Genomic DNA, 2,130 nt, shown 5'->3' on the forward strand with positions numbered 1-2,130 from the left:
ATTAGTTTTGAAGTCAGTATTCATTGAGCCGACAAAATCTTAAATTGAAGAGTTTGATCATGGCTCAGATTGAACGCTGGCGGCAGGCCTAACACATGCAAGTCGAGCGGAAACGAGAAGTAGCTTGCTACTTCGGCGTCGAGCGGCGGACGGGTGAGTAATGCCTAGGAAGTTGCCCAGTAGAGGGGGATAACCATTGGAAACGATGGCTAATACCGCATATTCTCTTTGGAGCAAAGCAGGGGACCTTCGGGCCTTGCGCTATTGGATACGCCTAGGTGGGATTAGCTAGTTGGTGAGGTAATGGCTCACCAAGGCAACGATCCCTAGCTGGTCTGAGAGGATGATCAGCCACACTGGAACTGAGACACGGTCCAGACTCCTACGGGAGGCAGCAGTGGGGAATATTGCACAATGGGCGAAAGCCTGATGCAGCCATGCCGCGTGTATGAAGAAGGCCTTCGGGTTGTAAAGTACTTTCAGTCGTGAGGAAGGGGGTAAGCTTAATACGCTTATCTCTTGACGTTAGCGACAGAAGAAGCACCGGCTAACTCCGTGCCAGCAGCCGCGGTAATACGGAGGGTGCGAGCGTTAATCGGAATTACTGGGCGTAAAGCGCATGCAGGTGGTTCAATAAGTCAGATGTGAAAGCCCGGGGCTCAACCTCGGAACTGCATTTGAAACTGTTGGACTAGAGTACTGTAGAGGGGGGTAGAATTTCAGGTGTAGCGGTGAAATGCGTAGAGATCTGAAGGAATACCAGTGGCGAAGGCGGCCCCCTGGACAGATACTGACACTCAGATGCGAAAGCGTGGGGAGCAAACAGGATTAGATACCCTGGTAGTCCACGCCGTAAACGATGTCTACTTGGAGGTTGTGGCCTTGAGCCGTGGCTTTCGGAGCTAACGCGTTAAGTAGACCGCCTGGGGAGTACGGTCGCAAGATTAAAACTCAAATGAATTGACGGGGGCCCGCACAAGCGGTGGAGCATGTGGTTTAATTCGATGCAACGCGAAGAACCTTACCTACTCTTGACATCTAGAGAAGCCAGCGGAGACGCAGGTGTGCCTTCGGGAACTCTAAGACAGGTGCTGCATGGCTGTCGTCAGCTCGTGTTGTGAAATGTTGGGTTAAGTCCCGCAACGAGCGCAACCCTTATCCTTGTTTGCCAGCACGTAATGGTGGGAACTCCAGGGAGACTGCCGGTGATAAACCGGAGGAAGGTGGGGACGACGTCAAGTCATCATGGCCCTTACGAGTAGGGCTACACACGTGCTACAATGGCGCATACAGAGGGCAGCAAGCTAGCGATAGTGAGCGAATCCCAAAAAGTGCGTCGTAGTCCGGATTGGAGTCTGCAACTCGACTCCATGAAGTCGGAATCGCTAGTAATCGTAGATCAGAATGCTACGGTGAATACGTTCCCGGGCCTTGTACACACCGCCCGTCACACCATGGGAGTGGGCTGCAAAAGAAGTGGGTAGTTTAACCTTTCGGGGAGGACGCTCACCACTTTGTGGTTCATGACTGGGGTGAAGTCGTAACAAGGTAGCCCTAGGGGAACCTGGGGCTGGATCACCTCCTTATACGATGATTTTCACGATGAGTACCCACACAGATTGATGGTTTAAAATGTAAAGAGAAATGAAACATCTCCCAAGATGTTTCGACAGTTTACTTTCGCTTTTTAAGTGAAAATAAATGCAGTGTCCCGTTCGTCTAGAGGCCTAGGACACCGCCCTTTCACGGCGGTAACAGGGGTTCGACTCCCCTACGGGATACCATTGGGTCGTTAGCTCAGCTGGTAGAGCAGTTGACTTTTAATCAATTGGTCGCAGGTTCGAATCCTGCACGACCCACCATTCTTCTCCACAGAGGAATTAAAACTAAATGTGGGCGATTAGCTCAGTTGGGAGAGCACCTGCCTTACAAGCAGGGGGTCACTGGTTCGAGCCCGGTATCGCCCACCACTCTCTAAAAACTTTTGGATGTTGACTTCCAAACCAATTCACAATAGCGGATTTGGTTCGGATTCTTGTCGACGAAAGTCTTTAGAAAGTGATTTAACTTGAAAAAGTAAACACTCGCTCTTTAACAATTTGGAAAGCTGACGAACAACGACTTTGATCG

At 50.7% G+C, this 2,130-nt stretch carries 3 tRNA genes and 1 rRNA gene; all 4 read left to right on the top strand.

The window, feature by feature from the left end:
- The first annotated feature begins 41 nt into the window (after positions 1-41).
- The 4 genes from L4D20_RS24195 (at position 42) to L4D20_RS24210 (ending at position 1,970) form a co-directional block, all read left to right on the top strand.
- Positions 42-1,586: ribosomal RNA gene (locus tag L4D20_RS24195) — 16S ribosomal RNA — on the top strand.
- 122 nt (positions 1,587-1,708) lie between these two features.
- Positions 1,709-1,784, top strand: a tRNA-Glu gene (locus L4D20_RS24200).
- Between the two features lie 2 nt (positions 1,785-1,786).
- Positions 1,787-1,862, top strand: a tRNA-Lys gene (locus tag L4D20_RS24205).
- 32 nt (positions 1,863-1,894) lie between these two features.
- Positions 1,895-1,970: transfer RNA gene (locus tag L4D20_RS24210), tRNA-Val, on the top strand.
- Positions 1,971-2,130 lie beyond the last annotated feature (160 nt).

The sequence above is a fragment of the Vibrio kyushuensis genome (genome assembly GCF_050337325.1).
Classification (GTDB): Bacteria; Pseudomonadota; Gammaproteobacteria; order Enterobacterales; family Vibrionaceae; genus Vibrio; species Vibrio kyushuensis.